Origin of the sequence: Pseudolysinimonas sp. (genome assembly GCF_044239695.1) — a bacterium.
Taxonomy (GTDB): domain Bacteria; phylum Actinomycetota; class Actinomycetes; order Actinomycetales; family Microbacteriaceae; genus Pseudolysinimonas_A.
In genome coordinates this window covers 17831-31580 of the sequence record NZ_JBIIAW010000010.1, presented here as the reverse complement: position 1 = coordinate 31580, position 13750 = coordinate 17831, and the positions used below count along the sequence as shown (strand labels likewise).

At 71.8% G+C, this 13750-nt stretch carries 11 protein-coding genes; 7 read left to right on the top strand and 4 right to left on the bottom strand.

Annotated features, from left to right (window positions below; translation table 11 throughout):
• Positions 1–21 precede the first annotated feature (21 nt).
• The 7 genes from ACILQS_RS03060 (at position 22) to ACILQS_RS03030 (ending at position 9398) form a co-directional block, all read left to right on the top strand.
• The gene (locus tag ACILQS_RS03060) at positions 22–1440 is read left to right on the top strand and encodes a hypothetical protein (RefSeq protein ID WP_395638629.1); all 1419 of its coding nucleotides are present in this window, start codon (positions 22–24) and stop codon (positions 1438–1440) included.
• 77 nt (positions 1441–1517) lie between these two features.
• Entirely contained in the window at positions 1518–2363 is an 846-nt protein-coding gene (locus ACILQS_RS03055) for an alpha/beta fold hydrolase (protein ID WP_395638628.1), read from the top strand.
• Between the two features lie 191 nt (positions 2364–2554).
• Positions 2555–4177 (top strand): ABC transporter substrate-binding protein, encoded by a 1623-nt coding sequence (locus ACILQS_RS03050; protein WP_395638627.1) that lies wholly within the window; start codon positions 2555–2557, stop codon positions 4175–4177.
• Positions 4174–5886: a dipeptide ABC transporter ATP-binding protein gene (locus ACILQS_RS03045; protein WP_395638626.1), complete on the top strand. Its 1713-nt coding sequence runs from the start codon at positions 4174–4176 to the stop codon at positions 5884–5886. The genes ACILQS_RS03050 and ACILQS_RS03045 overlap by 4 nt, the downstream gene beginning before the upstream one ends.
• On the top strand, positions 5883–6821 hold the full coding sequence (locus ACILQS_RS03040; RefSeq protein WP_395638625.1) for an ABC transporter permease: 939 nt from the start codon (positions 5883–5885) through the stop codon (positions 6819–6821). Before ACILQS_RS03045 ends, ACILQS_RS03040 begins: the two co-directional genes overlap by 4 nt.
• Positions 6822–6834: 13 nt before the next feature.
• Entirely contained in the window at positions 6835–7827 is a 993-nt protein-coding gene (locus tag ACILQS_RS03035) for an ABC transporter permease (protein ID WP_395638624.1), read from the top strand.
• The gene (locus tag ACILQS_RS03030; protein WP_395638623.1) at positions 7824–9398 is read left to right on the top strand and encodes an amidohydrolase; all 1575 of its coding nucleotides are present in this window, start codon (positions 7824–7826) and stop codon (positions 9396–9398) included. The genes ACILQS_RS03035 and ACILQS_RS03030 overlap by 4 nt, the downstream gene beginning before the upstream one ends.
• On the opposite strand, the gene ACILQS_RS03025 is transcribed toward ACILQS_RS03030, so the two are convergent.
• Genes ACILQS_RS03025 through ACILQS_RS03010 form a run of 4 tightly spaced genes read right to left on the bottom strand, consistent with a single transcriptional unit; the run spans position 9395 to position 13736 of the window.
• Complete coding sequence (locus ACILQS_RS03025) at positions 9395–10339, bottom strand: PDR/VanB family oxidoreductase (protein ID WP_395638622.1); 945 nt, start codon at positions 10337–10339, stop codon at positions 9395–9397. The two genes, ACILQS_RS03030 and ACILQS_RS03025, sit on opposite strands and share 4 nt — an antisense overlap.
• Complete coding sequence (locus ACILQS_RS03020) at positions 10339–10965, bottom strand: MSMEG_1061 family FMN-dependent PPOX-type flavoprotein (RefSeq protein WP_395638621.1); 627 nt, start codon at positions 10963–10965, stop codon at positions 10339–10341. The genes ACILQS_RS03025 and ACILQS_RS03020 overlap by 1 nt, the downstream gene beginning before the upstream one ends.
• A gap of 25 nt (positions 10966–10990) precedes the next feature.
• Positions 10991–12472 (bottom strand): amidohydrolase, encoded by a 1482-nt coding sequence (locus tag ACILQS_RS03015; protein WP_395638620.1) that lies wholly within the window; start codon positions 12470–12472, stop codon positions 10991–10993.
• 13 nt (positions 12473–12485) lie between these two features.
• A complete protein-coding gene (locus tag ACILQS_RS03010) occupies positions 12486–13736 on the bottom strand; it encodes a CaiB/BaiF CoA transferase family protein (protein ID WP_395638619.1) in 1251 nt (416 codons plus the stop codon).
• Positions 13737–13750: the final 14 nt, after the last annotated feature.

Here is a 13750-nt window from a genome sequence, read left to right as displayed (position 1 = left end):
CTGAGCACCGGAGGGGCCGCCATGACCGAGCACGTGACCGCCGCGCTGCGCGTGCTCCAGGACGTCGCCGGCCGACCGGATCCGACGGCCCCCCGGGCGGTGGGCTCGATCGCCCGGGACCTCGGGATGACGCTCAGCCGGGCCTCCCGGCTGTGCGCCGAACTCGAGGCGACCGGGATGCTGGAGCGCGGTGGCGCCTACGGCCACTACCGGATCGGCGCGGCCGGCGTCCGCCTCTCCGGCCGCGCCGCGGCGCCGTTCGCCCGGTCCCTGCGGTTCGCCCTGCTCCTCGCCGCGCAACAGACCGGCGAGACGGTCCTGCTCGCGGCACGCGGCGTCGACGGGTTCCGCGTCATCGACGCGGTCGAGTCGCTCTGGACGCTGCACTCCCCCGCGGAGGTCGGTGACCGCGTCACGGAAGGTGCGGTGCTCGAGGCCGCGGGGATCCTGGCAGGCGCCCCCGCGGAGGCCGGCCGGGCCGCCGTTCCGCTCTCCGAGTCGCCGATCGGCATGGGCGTCGAGATCGCCTCCCCCGTGCTCGGCCCGTCGGGAGAGTGCTTCGCGGTGCTCGCCGTGCGGCTCCCCGCCAACCGCCTCGAGCAGAACGGGCCGCGTGCCCGGCGCGCCGTCGTCGCGGCGAGCCGGACGATCTCGCGCACCCTCGAGGACTGGCTCTCGTCCCCTCCCGCGGCGACCGAACCGCAGGCCGCGACCGAGGCGACGAGTCCGCTGGAGGCGGCCCTCGCCATCCTGCGGGTGCTCGCCGATCGGCCCGACTCGGTCGCCGGCGTCTCGCGGGCCACCGGATTGCGACCCGACCGGGTCCAGCGGCTCATCGATTCCTGCCGCAACGCCGGACTGCTGCAGCACAGCCACGACCGCACGACCCGGTTCCAGCTCGGCTGGATCGTGCAGGGCTGGTACCGCGCCGCCAGCGTGCCCACGATGGTCGAGCACGGCCGGCCGCGCGTGGCCGAGGCGGCGAACCGCACCCTCACCTGCGGCTTCATCACGATCCTCAAGGGGATGCGCAGCTTCACCATCGTCGAAGAGCTGGGGCTCGCGGGCGACGGGCTGCGGATGACGCCGTGGCTCGGTCGCGCGCATCCGATGATCGGCTCGGACGGCGGTCCGACGCTGACGATGGACTTCCGCAGCGACGAGATCACGCTGCTCTTCCCCGCCCGGCACACCCCGCAGGAGCTCCAGCGCTTCCTCACGCACGCCGATCTGGTCGCCCGCGACGGAGTCCTGACGATGGAGGCGTTCGACGACGCCGGTCTCCTCTCGATCTCCGCGCCCGTGCGCGACGCGAGCGGGTCGGTGATCGCGGCGGCCTGCATCGTCGGCACGACGGCGTACATGCGAGCGAATCTGAACGATGTCGAGGAGGCGGCGCGGCGGCTCGCCGTCGAGGTCACCGCGCTGCTGCAGCCCTGACATCGCCCACCCCGGGGCGGACGCGGGTGGGCGTTCGGCACATTCCCGAGCCCCACCCGCCGCCATAATCTCGAGGAATGCCGCACACGATGACCGACGACATCCCGATCTACTACGAGGTCACCGGCGACCCGGACGCTCCCCTCGTGGTGCTCATCTCGGGCGGCGGCGCGCAGCTGCTCAGCTGGCACGAGGACTTCGTCGCCCTCCTCCACGCCGAGGGCTTCCGGGTCGTGCGGTTCGACAACCGCGACACCGGGCTCTCGCACCTCACCGGCGGACCCGAGGACCTCGACGGCGGCTACGGCATGGAGGAGATGGCGGATGACGTCATCCGCGTGCTCGACGATCTCGGGGTTTCCGCCGCCCACCTCGTCGGTCACTCGATGGGCGGCATCATCGCCCAGCTGACGGTGCTGCGCCACCCGTCCCGGGTGCTGAGCGTCGGACTGTGGTCGACCCTGCCGGGCAAGGACCTCGACCACGTCCTGCACGCCATGCCCGACACCCTCACCGTTCCGGAGTCGTACCCGGTCGAGCAGCTGCAGGGCTTCGCCGCCGACTACGCCCGCGTGCAGAGCGGAACCTACGACCCGCGCGAGGAGTGGCAGCGCGCGAAGGCGGCCGAGGCCTTCGCGCGCGGCTACCACCCGGCGGGCTTCACCCGGCAGTGGCAGGCGATGCTCCGCGCACCCGAACGCCTCGAGCTGCTGCGCGGCGTCACGGTGCCGGCGTTCGTGGTGCACGGCCGCGACGACGCCACCCTGCATTGGGCGGGGGCGGTCGCGATCGCGCAGGCGATCCCGGATGCCGAGCTGCAGATCCACCCCGGCATGGGCCACCTCCTCCCGTGGGAGCTGTGGCCCGAGCTCGTCGCCGGCATCGTGCGTGCGGCGGGACGATCGCACACGAACTTCGCGTGAACAGTGGTGAGCTGACACATATCCGGTTCCAGAAGCCCGAATTAGCGTCGAGACCCATAACCCCCCGTCCCGGTTCGACGACGCACCGGAGGATGCAGACCCCGGTCGGCCGACGAGGACAGCCCCACCCGGTACCACCCCCGCACGGCCCGGCCATTCCCCGGCGCCGACACCTACGAGGAGGCAATCGAATGAGGAAATCCATCGGCATCGTCGCGCTGGCGACAGCCGCGGCGCTGGTGTTCACCGGCTGTACGGCAGGCGGCGGAGGCGACGACGACGAGTCGACGCTCTACGTGCTCATGCCCGACACCGAGATGGGCTGGGACCCGGCGACCAACGTCAACTTCCCGTCCACGTACCTCGGTCTCGTGCAGCGTCGTCTGACGACGTGGGCGTTCACCGCCGACGGCGTCGAGGTCGTCCCCGACCTCGCGACCGACACCGGCACGCCCAACGAGGACGGTTCGGTCTGGACCTACACCTTGAAGGACGACATCTTCTTCGAGGACGGCACGCCGATCACCTCGGCCGACATCAAGTACGGCGTCGAGCGCACCTACGACGACGAGCTCGCGGGCGGCCTGCACTACCACAACGCCCTGCTCGTCGGCGGCTCCGAGTACACCGGCCCGTACGACGGCGGCGACCTCGCGTCGATCGAGACGCCCGACGACCAGACGATCGTCTTCAACCTCACCCAGCCCTTCGGCGACTGGCCGTGGCTCGCCGCGATGAACCCGTTCGTTCCGGTTCCCGCCGGTGAGGGCGAGGACGTCGCCGCCTACGACCAGAAGTCGGTCGCCTCGGGTCCGTACATGATCGAGTCGAACGAGGCCGGCAACGAGACCGTCCTCGTGCGCAACGAGTACTGGGAGCCGTCGAGTGACGACGCCCGGACCGCCGAGTACGACAAGATCGTCTTCCGGCAGAGCCAGAACCCGTCGACGGTCGCGCAGACGCTCATCTCCGACGTCGGTGACGCGCAGCACTCGATCAACTCCTCCGGCCTGAGCGCCGCCGAGCTCGCGCTCGTCAGCGCCGACCCGGCCGCCTCGGAGCGGCTCATCACGTCGGACGGCGGGCTGCAGTTCTACGTCGCCCTCAACAACGACAGCGAAGAGCTCGACGACATCCTCGTGCGCCAGGCCGTGCAGTACGCGGTCGACCGCGAGGCGATCGTGCTCGCTCTCGGCGGAGAAGAGGCGGCGGTCGCCACCTCGACGGTCATCCCGAACGGCATCAACGGCCACGAGGAGTCGGACCTGTACCCGCGGGACGTCGAGAAGGCCAAGGAGCTGCTCGCCGAAGCGGGATACGCTGACGGCGTGACGCTCGACCTGTGGGTCGCCAACGAGGACACCGCGGCGGCCGAGGCACTGCAGCAGGCTCTCGCCGAAGCGAACATCACCGTCAACATCAACCCGCTCGACCTCGGCGTGATGTACGGCGATGCGATGGGCGGCAACCCGAACTACGACATGTTCCTGTCGTACTGGATCGGCGACTACCCGAGCCCGGGTGCGTACATCGAGCTGATCTTCCAGTCGAAGTACATCGACGGCGGCTACAACCTCGCCCGCATGGTCGACCCGGAGATCGACGCGGCCATCGCCGCCGCGATCGCCGAGCCGGACATCGACGCGGCGGTCGAGAAGTGGACGGCGATCGACCAGTCGATCATGGAGACCGGATCGTTCCTCCCGCTGTACCTCACCCGGAACGCGTTCCTCCCGGGCAGCGGGATCGCGGCGTTCGATGTGCCGGCCTTCCCGTCCTACCCGAACTACCTCACGCTGAGCCAGGCCGAATGAGCGGGCAGGGTCGCGCCGAGACCATCCTCGCGGTGAGCGGACTTCGGATCGCCTTCACCCCGCGGACGGCCTCGGCCGGCCCTGTCCCGCCCGCCGTCGACGACATCTCCTTCGAGCTCCAGCGCGGTCGCGTGCTGGCGCTGGTCGGGGAGTCGGGCTCGGGCAAGAGCGCGACGGCCATGTCGATCCTCGGGCTGCTGCCGCCGACCGCCACGGTCTCCGGCAGCATCCGGCTCGAGGGCGACGAGCTCACGACCGCGGATGCGGCGCACCTGCGTCGCATCCGCGGGGGGCGCATCGGCACGATCTTCCAAGAACCGATGAGCGCCTTCACCCCGGCGTACCGCATCGGCTGGCAGATCGCCGAGGCGATCACCGCGCATCAGCCGCGACTGCGCGGCGCGGTCGTCCGCGACCGCGTCCTCGAACTCCTCTCCTCGGTCGGGCTCCCCGACCCGGCGCGCACCGCGCGCGCCTACCCCCACGAACTCTCCGGCGGCCAGCTCCAGCGGGCGATGATCGCGATGGCGATCTCCTGCGACCCGGTGGCCCTCATCGCCGACGAGCCGACGACCGCGCTCGACGTGACCGTGCAGGCCGGCATCCTCGAACTCCTGCGCTCGCTGCGGGACACGCGCGACACCGCCGTGCTCCTCATCACCCACGACATGGGCGTCGTCGCCGACCTCGCCGACGACGTCGTCGTGCTGCGGGCAGGCAAAGTCGTCGAGACGGGCCCGGTCGGCACGATCTTCGCCGCCCCCGAGGGCGACTACACGCGCGAGCTGCTCGCCGCGGTGCCGAAGCTCGACCGCATCCGCACGACCGACCGGGTCGTCGCCGCCGAGCACGTCGCGACCGGCGACGACATCGCCGCAGAGGCGGTCGACGCGCGCATCGTCTACGGCGGTCGCGGCCTGCGCGGCGGCGTCGTCGCCGTCGAGGGGGCGTCGTTCCGCATCCCGCACGGGCGCACCTACGGACTCGTCGGCGAGTCCGGATCGGGCAAGTCGACGATCGGCCGCGCGTTCGCCGGCCTGCTGCCGCTGCGCTCGGGCACGATCCGGGTCGCGGGCGCCGACATCGCGAAGGCATCGGCCGGCGAGCTGCGCCGCATGCGCCGCAGCATCGGCTACGTCTTCCAGGACCCGGCGTCGTCGATCAACCCGCGCGCGCAGATCGGGGACGCGATCACCGAACCCCTGCGGCTGCACACCCGTCAGACGGCCGACGCGCGCCGTGCGCGGGCCGCCGACCTGCTGGATGCCGTGCACCTGCCCCGCGCGACGATCGACCGCTTCCCGCACGAGCTCTCCGGCGGTCAGCGGCAGCGCGTCGCCATCGCGCGGGCGATCGCCCTGCACCCGACCCTGCTCATCGCCGACGAGCCGACGAGCGCACTCGACGTCTCGGTGCAGGCGCGCGTGCTCGAACTGCTCGCCGAGCTCCAGCGCGAGCTCGGGTTCGCCTGCCTCTTCATCAGCCACGACCTGGCCGTCGTCAAGGAGCTCGCCGACGAGGTCGGGGTGCTGCGCCGCGGGGTGCTGCTCGAGTCGGGGCCGGGCGAGCGGGTGCTGACCGCTCCCGAGCATCCGTACACCCGCCGGCTTCTCGCCGCCGCGCCCGTCGCCGACCCGGTCGAGCAGCGCGCGCGGCGTGAGGTGTGGCAGACCCTCACCCCGACCGACGATGAAGGAGTGGCGGCATGACGGCGACCGGAGTGGTGCGCGACGACGCCGCGGTGCCGAGTCGCAAGACGGGCTTCCGCACTCTCGTCGGCACGCTGCGACGCGACCCGATGGCGGTCGCGTCGTTCACGGTGATCGCCGCCTTCCTGCTCGCGGCACTCGCTGCCGACCTGCTCAGCGGACTCACCGGCAACGACCCGTACACCTATCATCAGGATCTGCTCGACGGGCGCGGCCAGCCCGTCGGCTGGGGCGGCGGCATCAGCGCCGCGCACTGGTTCGGCGTCGAACCGCTCACCGGGCGCGACCTGTTTTCGATCGTCGTGCACGGGGCGCGCACCTCGCTCTTCGTGGGCATCACGGCGACGCTGGTCGCGGTCCTGATCGGCACGATCGTCGGCATCACGTCGGGCTATTTCGGCGGCTGGTACGACCGCGTGGTGAGCCGGGTCGTCGACGTGCTGTTCGGGTTCCCGATCCTCGTCTTCCTCATCGCCCTGATGGCCGTCATCCCTCCGGACCTGCCCCGGCCGCCGTTCATCGTCCTGATCATCGGCCTCTTCGGCTGGCCCCCGATCTCGCGCATCGTGCGCGGCCAGGCGCTCGCCCTCCGCGAGCGCAACTTCGTCGTCGCGTCGAAGGCGATGGGGGCGCGCTCGTGGCGCATCGTCCTCGGGCAGGTGCTGCCGAACGTGGGAGCGACGATCGTCATCGTGACGTCGATCATCATCCCGTCGATGATCGCCACCGAGGCCGTGCTCTCGTTCCTCGGCGTCGGGGTCACCCCGCCGACGCCGTCCTGGGGTCGCACGATCAACGAGGCGATCCTCTGGGTGCGCACGAGCCCGATGTACCTGATCTTCCCCGCCGCGGCGCTGTTCCTCATCACCCTCGCGTTCAACGTGTTCGGCGACAGCCTGCGCGATGCGCTCGACCCGAGGACGGCCCGCCGATGAAAACGGAACTCGCATGAAGCTCGCTCGGTACATCGCGTTCCGGCTCGCCGGCGTCTTCGTCGTGCTGCTGTTCATCGCGGTCGCGACCTTCGCGATCTTCTACCTGCTGCCCTCCGACCCCGCGCGGCTCGCCTGCGGCCGACCGTGCTCCGAGGCGGACCTCGTGAAGATCCGCGAGTACATGGGCGTCGACCAGCCCTGGTTCGTGCAGCTCGGCGAGTTCCTCAAGGGCATCGTGTTCGGGCGATCCTTCGGCACCGGCGGATCCACGGTGTGCGACGCGCCGTGCTTCGGCTACTCGTTCCGGCTCAACGCGACCGTCACCGACCTCATCGCGGCGCGGTTCCCGGCGACCGCGTCGATCGCGGTGGGCGGCGCGGTGCTGTTCCTGATCCTCGGCGTCGCCGGCGGCCTGCTCGCCTCGCTCAAGCGGAACACGATCGTCGACCGCGGCATCATGCTCTTCTCGATCACCGGGGTCTCGACGCCGGTGTACCTCGCGGGCGTGCTCGCGATCCTCGTCTTCGGCTTCTGGCTCGGACTCCTGCCGGTCTCGGGCTACATCCCGTTCGAGGACTCCCCGGTGGAGTGGTTCCGGAGGCTCGTGCTGCCGTGGATCGCGATCGCCTTCGTGTACGCCGCGGTCTACGCGCGGCTGACCCGCGGCGAGATGCTCGAGGTGCTGGGGCAGGACTACATCCGCACCGCGCGCGCGAAGGGCTTGCGCGAGAGTCGCGTCGTCGCCCGCCACGGGCTGCGCACGGCGCTCCTGCCGGTCATCACGGTCTTCGGCCTCGACCTCGGCGCCCTGCTCGGCGGCGCAGTGATCGTCGAGCGGGTGTTCGCGATCCCGGGGATGGGGTCGCTGCTCATCGAGTCGGTGTCGTTCGTCGACGTGCAGGCCATCGTCGGGCTCACCCTCTTCGCGGCCTTCCTCGTCGTGCTGCTCAACGTCGCCGTCGACCTCGTGTACGGCATCCTCGACCCACGGGTGCGCGTCGGATGACCCTCTTCACCAACGCGGTCGTCTTCACGGGCCGCGACGAGAACGATCGGGCTTCGGCGCTCCGCATCGAGGAGGGGCTCGTCACCTGGGTCGGCGACGCCGCCGAGGTCGCGGGAGAGCCGTCGACGAACCTGGGCGGGCGCACGGTGCTGCCCGGACTGCTCGACCTGCACACCCATCCCGCGGTCATGGCGACGCGCACCGAGTTCCTCGACCTGCTGCCGCCCGCGGTGACCTCGCTCGCCGGGCTGCTCGAGCTGCTGCGCTCCCACCCCGCCGTGGGCAACGGTGCCGACGCCTGGATCCTCGGGTCGGGCTTCGACGACGCCGTCTTCCCCGAGGGTCGCGTGCCCGACCGGCACGACCTCGACGCCGTGTCGACGACGCAGCCTGTGCTCGTCTGGCGTTGCGACAGCCACTCCGCGTCGGCCAACACCCGGGCGCTCGAGATCGCCGGCATCACCGCCGCGACCCCAGACCCGGCCGGGGCGCGCTTCGAACGGGATGCCGACGGCATCCCGACGGGCGTGCTCACCGAGATCGCGGCGGTCGACGCGGTGGCGGCGCACCTGCCCGATCCCGGCGGGCCCGAGTACGCCCGCCGGCTCGCCGGCTTCGACGAGCACTTCCTCTCCCACGGCATCACCGGGATCTGCGACCTGCTGTCGACGTTCGTGCCCGACCCGGTCGCCACCTTCCGCGCGGCCCGCGACCTGGGGTTCCGGCCGCGCGCCGCGCTCTACCCGGGATGGTCGCCCGACCTGCCCGACCTCGCGCCCGGGGACGCCGAGGGGCCGGTGCGCATCGCGGGGTGCAAAGTGCTCGTCGACGGCGCCTTCTCGAACCGCACCGCGTGGGTCGACGACGCCTACCCCGACTCGCACGAGCACGGCATCCCGACCCTGACCGACGACGAGCTGCGCGCCGCTCTGGGCTGGGCGCGGCGCAACGGCGTGCAGCTCGCGGTGCATGCGATGGGCGACCGGGCCCTGCATCACGTGGTCGACCTGATCGGCGACGAACAGCCGTGGCTCGCCGGCATCCCGTCGGTGCGGTTCGAGCACGCGACGCTGGTGAGCCCCGGCCTCCTCGCGCGGATCGCCGGGGCCCGGGTCGGGTTCGGGATCGCGACGCACACGATCTTCCTGTTCGCCGAGACGGCCGCCTACCGCAGCAACCTCGGGCCGGAGCAGGCCGAGGTTGCGTATCCGATCAAGTCGCTGTTCGCGTCGACCCTGCCGCTCGCACTGTCGTCCGACCGCCCGGCGACCGCGTGGCACGACGCCGACGACGTGTTCGTCTCGGTGGAGGCCGCCGTGCGGCGTCTCGCGCACGACGGCTCCGACATCGGTCAGGCGGAGGCTGTGTCGGTCGAACAGGCCCTCCTGCTGTACACCTCGCGCGCCGCCCGGCTGGTCGCCTTCGACGCCGCGGTCGGTGTGCTGGCGCCTGGCGCCGCCGGCGATTTCGTCGTGCTCGATCGCGACATCTTCAGCGTCCCCGCCGCCGAGATCTCGACCGTACGGGTCGCGGAGACGTGGATCGCCGGAGAGAAGGTCTGGTCGGCCTAGAGGTCGAGCACGATCTCCGGCGTGAGCGAACGCGACACGCAGGGGTAGATCGTCGTCGACGACGGATCGGCCGTGAGCGAGTCCCGGTGATCGGGAACACCATCCAGGACGGTCACGGCGCACGATCCGCAGACGCCGCGCAAGCAGGACCCGGGCAGATCGAGACCGGCGCCCTGGAGCGTCCCGAGCATCGGGCGGTCAGCGGGAACCTCGACCCGGAGTTGCGACCGGGCGCAGGCGACGGTGAACGCCTCGTCGGGGCCGTGCGCCTGCCGCCGCGGCTCGAAGCGCTCGAGGTGCAGCCGCACCCCGGGCGGCAGCGCCGCACTTCGCTCCGTGAGCTCGTCCGTGAACCCGCCGGGACCGCAGGCGTAGACGTCGGTTCCGGTCGGCAGTCCGGCCAGCACGGCGCCGAGGTCGAGCCGGCCCTGCTCGCCGCTCAGGTGCACGCTCACGCGCTCGCCGAAGCCCGCCAGCTCGGCCGCGAACGCGACGTCGTCCCGCCGTCGGGCGAGAGAGATCATCCGCCAGTCGGCGGCTGCGACCGCGAGGTGCCGCGCCATCGCGAGGATCGGGGTGATGCCGATGCCGGCGGCGAGCAGCAGATAGCGGTCGGCGGGGCCGAGGGGGAACAGGTTGCGGGGCGGGCGCACATGCACGGTGCTGCCGACCCGCAGGAAGCGGTGCACGTAGGCGGATGAGCCGCGCGAGAGCTCTTCGCGCAGCACCGCGATGCGGTACGCCCGCACGTCGGCGGGGTCGCCGCACAGCGAGTACTGCCGTTCGTGCCGGGTGACCAGCTGAACGTCGATGTGCGCCCCCGGCTCCCACGACGGAAGCACCCGGCCGTCGGGATGCTCGAGCCGGATCGTCACGATCGACGGTGTCTCCCGCACCACGTCGCGGACGACGAGGGGCATCATGCCCGTGCGGTCGCGCATCAGTACAGCGTCCGGTAGCCCGTGATGCTCGCCTCGTCGATCACCTGGGCGACGTCGGCATCCCAGCCCGACATCGCGGCCCAGATCGTGCCGGCGCTCGGGACCTCGGCGGCGAGATCCTGCATCTCGGCATCCCAGAGCCCCGAGCGCAGCAGTGCCCGGCCGCAGTGCAGGTAGACCTGCTCCGTCTGCACGACGATCGCGAGCTGCGGCACGACGTGATCCTGCTCGAGCATCGCCAGCACGGCCGGGTCGTCGGTGATGAAGGCCGTGCCGTTGATCCTCAGCGTCTCGATCATCCCGGGCACGAAGCAGAGCAGCCCGACGTGCCCGTTCTCGAGGATGTTCGTGAACGAGTCGGCCAGCCTGTTGCCGAGCCGGTCGGGGATGACGACGGTGCGGTCGTCGAGCGCTCGCACGAAACCGGGATAGTCGCCGCGCGGGGAGCTGTCGCAGCCGCCGTCGGCCGCCGCCGTCGCGAGCACGCAGAAGGGGGAGTGCGCGAGGAACGCGAGACAGTTGTCGTCGAGGGCGTCCGAGATCTTCTGCGTCGTCGCCGCCTCCGGCGTCCCGAGGCGGACGCGGAGGCCCTCCAGATCGACCCGGCTCAGTTCGCTCGGCAGCATGGCGGACCTCTCGATGTCGGGAACGTTAAAGCGCGTTCCAGGTGAAGCGCCCGGCGAGCAGCGTCGCCGCCACCGGCAGGGTGCGCAGCTCCTCGCCGGAGAGGAGAGCGGGGTCGCGATCGAGGACGGCGAGGTCGGCGACCTCTCCCACCGCGACCCGGCTGCGCACGGACGCAGCGTGGGCGACCTCGAACGGGATGATCTGCTCGGGGTGCCAGGGGGCTCGCCCGGAGCGGGCGCGGGTGGTCGCGGCGGAGATCGAGATCCACGGGTCGAGCGCGGCGACGGGGGCGTCCGAGCCGAGCCGCAACTCGGCCCCTGCGGCGAGCAGCGACCCGAACGCGAACGCGCGTCCCGTGCGCCCCGCCCAGTGGATGTCGGCGACGTCGCGGTCGTCCATCGCGTGCTCAGGCTGCACGCTCGCGATCACCCCGAGGGCGGCGAATCGCGGGAAGTCGCGCTCGGCGACCAGTTGCGCGTGCTCGATGATCCCGCGCATCCGCAGGCTCTCGAAGGTGTCGAGAACGTCGCTGTTGGCGCGGTCGCCGATCGCGTGCACGGCGGCTTCGATGCCGGCCTCCCGGGCGCGGATCAGCAGCTCGCGCAGGTCGTCGACGGGCACGCTCGCGATGCCGTAGGGATGCCCGTGGTCGGCGCCGGCCGCCGGGTACGGGTCCCAGCACAGCGCGGTGCGCGTGTTCAGCGAACCGTCGACGACGACCTTGAGCCGCCCCATCCGGACGAGCCCGGGATGCGGTGACCCGGCGACGTCGAGCGGGTCGCCCGTGCGCACCCCGAGCGCGATCGCCTCGTCGAGCCGGTCGGGCCAGACGGCGGCCTCGACCCGCAGCAGGTCGACACCCGCGGCGACCCGAGCGGGCCAGTCCCGGAGGTTGTCGGCGTGCTCGTACTCGACGACGCCGACGACGCCGCGGCGGGCTGCGGCGAGCGCCGCCTCGCGGAACGCCTCGTCGGTGAGCGCCTCGGCCTCGCCGAGATTCTTCGCCGCGTTGATCCAGGCGTTCTCGCGGGCGAGGCCGGTGGCATCCGTCTCGATGCCCCAGCGCTCGCGGGCGGTGCGGTCGAGCCAGGCGCAGTGCAGGTCGCCGCTGATCAGCACGACCGGCACGTTCGCCCCGAGGGCGTCGATGCCCTCCCGGGTCGGTGCATCGGGCCAGGTTCCGTCGCGGAAGCCGTAGCCGACGAAGACCTCGCCCGGGTCGCGCGGGTGGGCGCGGAGTTCGGCGCGCACGAGGTCGAGCGTCTCGGCCGCGCTCCGGGCGCGCGTGAGGTCGAACCGCCGGCGCTGGATGACGTACTGGGTGAAGTGCAGGTGCGCATCCCACAGTCCCGGGCTGAGGTAGCGGCCGCCAAGAGCGACCTCCTCGGCGCCCGCGGCGTCGACGGTTCCGGGGGCGCCGATCGCGGCGATCACCCCGTCGCTCAGCAGGACGTCGGCCGGTGACCCGGTGTCGAGGAGGGCCTCCCGCAGCAGCAGCGACGTCATCTGGTCTCCCGGGTCAGACCGCGCCCGCGGCGCGCAGCCCGGCGACCTGGTCGGCGGTGTACCCGGCGATCCCCCGCAGCACGACGTCGGTGTGCTCGGCGAACCCGGGCGCCGGCCGGGCCGGCTCCGCGGGGGTCGCCCCGAGCTTGATCGGCTGTCCGAAGATCCGCAGCGGACCGAAGCCGGGCTGCTCGACCTCCACCACCATGTCGCGCTCCGCGGTGCCGGGGTCGTCGACCACCTGGTCGATCGTGCGCACGAGCGTGATCGGCAGCACGTCGCTCGCCATCGCCTCGAGCTCGGCGCCGGTGTGCCGCGACAACCACTCGACGACGATCGGCCGCACGCGCCGGAGGTAGGTCTGCTCATCGAAGCGCTTGCGCATCGTGTCGATCTCGGGATCGTCGGCGAGTTCGGGCTGCCCGAACACGGCGCAGGCATCCCGCCACAGCTTGTCGGTGTAGGCGCCGAAGAACACGTGCCCGTCGGCGCACGGGAACAGCTCGTACGGCCGCACCCAGCTGTGCGCGTTGCCGGTCGGCCGCGCGATCTTGCCGTCGACCGTGTAGTCGACGACCGCGGACTCGGTGAGGGCGATCACGCTGTCGACCTGGGCGACGTCGACGAGCTGCCCCTCCCCCGTCGCCTCGGCGTGCCGCAGGGCGAGCAGGGTGCCGGTGATGCCGAACAGCGTCGCGGCGAGGTCGCCCATCGTGACGCCGACCCGGGTCGGGATGCCGTCGGGCTCGCCGTTCATCGACCACAGGCCACCGGCCGCCTGGGCCGTGCTGTCGAAGGCCGGGCGCCGGCTGCGGGATCCGGTCTGCCCGTAGCCCGAGATCGCCGTGTAGACCAGGCGCGGGTTGACCGCCGCGAGCACGTCGTAGCCGAGGCCGAGCTTCGCCATCGTGCCGGGGCGGAAATTCTCGATCACGATGTCGGCGTGCGCGACGAGGTCGAGCAGCGCCTGCTTCCCGCCATCGGTCGCGAAGTCGAGGGTGATCGCCAGTTTCCCGTTGTTGTACTGGGTGTAGTACCCGCTGAGTTCGTCGTCGCCGGCCTTCAGGTACGGCGGGAAGCCCCGGGAGACGTCGGCGTCCCGCGGGTTCTCCACCTTGATGACGGTCGCGCCGAAGTCGGCGAGCATCTTGCCGCAGTACGGGCCGGCCAGCACGCGCGACAGGTCGAGCACGACGACGCCGGCGAGCGCGCCCGGACGGGTCGGGAGGCCGGGCAGGCCGAGCGGAAGCGCGTTGACAGGCACTCCTTCAAGCTAGG

Excerpts from the sequence above, each read along its gene's own strand:
- ACILQS_RS03060 (WP_395638629.1), top strand. The coding sequence starts at position 22 with ATGACCGAGCACGTGACCGCCGCGCTGCGCGTGCTCCAGGACGTCGCC.
- ACILQS_RS03055 (WP_395638628.1), top strand. The coding sequence starts at position 1,518 with ATGCCGCACACGATGACCGACGACATCCCGATCTACTACGAGGTCACC.
- ACILQS_RS03050 (WP_395638627.1), top strand. The coding sequence starts at position 2,555 with ATGAGGAAATCCATCGGCATCGTCGCGCTGGCGACAGCCGCGGCGCTG.
- ACILQS_RS03045 (WP_395638626.1), top strand. The coding sequence starts at position 4,174 with ATGAGCGGGCAGGGTCGCGCCGAGACCATCCTCGCGGTGAGCGGACTT.
- ACILQS_RS03040 (WP_395638625.1), top strand. The coding sequence starts at position 5,883 with ATGACGGCGACCGGAGTGGTGCGCGACGACGCCGCGGTGCCGAGTCGC.
- ACILQS_RS03035 (WP_395638624.1), top strand. The coding sequence starts at position 6,835 with ATGAAGCTCGCTCGGTACATCGCGTTCCGGCTCGCCGGCGTCTTCGTC.
- ACILQS_RS03030 (WP_395638623.1), top strand. The coding sequence starts at position 7,824 with ATGACCCTCTTCACCAACGCGGTCGTCTTCACGGGCCGCGACGAGAAC.
- ACILQS_RS03025 (WP_395638622.1), bottom strand. The coding sequence starts at position 10,339 with ATGCGCGACCGCACGGGCATGATGCCCCTCGTCGTCCGCGACGTGGTG.
- ACILQS_RS03020 (WP_395638621.1), bottom strand. The coding sequence starts at position 10,965 with ATGCTGCCGAGCGAACTGAGCCGGGTCGATCTGGAGGGCCTCCGCGTC.
- ACILQS_RS03015 (WP_395638620.1), bottom strand. The coding sequence starts at position 12,472 with ATGACGTCGCTGCTGCTGCGGGAGGCCCTCCTCGACACCGGGTCACCG.